1 protein-coding gene is annotated in these 554 nt (G+C 57.0%); it reads right to left on the bottom strand.

Annotation, left to right across the window (positions count from 1 at the left end; genetic code table 11):
• Positions 1-554 (bottom strand): VCBS domain-containing protein (locus IOD17_RS19255; protein WP_233686623.1); only part of this gene is annotated, 554 nt, incomplete at both ends.

Below are 554 nucleotides of genomic sequence, written 5' to 3' on the forward strand. Positions count from 1 at the left end.
CCGTGACCGTTATCACCGGCACATCGTTGCTGCCTTGAATAGTGATCGTCAGGATCGCAGTGTCCTGATCACCATCGGCATCTTGCATGGTGTAGGTGAAGGTTTCAGTCAGCGTTTCACCATCATCCAGGGCCTGCACCCTCGGGTCGGCGTTGTTCAGCGTATAGCTGTAGGTGCCCGCTCCGGTGTCCGTGAAAGTACCGTAGGTGGCACTGGTGTTCGCCCAAGAGACGAAGCTGGTCGGAGCGTCGGCTCCCGGTTCACCATTAACATGCAGATCGTTGGTCAACACATTGCCGGTAATCGGCGCAACAGCGTCTTCAACCACGGTGTTTCCGTCATTCACGGCATTTGGCACATCGTCCACGATTTCGATGGTGATCGACGCCGGCGCAGAGTTCACGCTGCCATCCGAAACAACCAAGCTGAACACATCCGTTTCAGCCACACCATCCACATCCATGGTCGCGTCAGTCAGCGTATAGCTGTAAGTGCCCAGACCAGTCGCAGCGTCATAGCTGGTGACCAGCAAGGTGCCGTGCGCACCCGCAGCA

Source organism: Pseudomonas anguilliseptica, from assembly GCF_021375795.1.
Taxonomy (GTDB): Bacteria; Pseudomonadota; Gammaproteobacteria; order Pseudomonadales; family Pseudomonadaceae; genus Aquipseudomonas; species Aquipseudomonas anguilliseptica_A.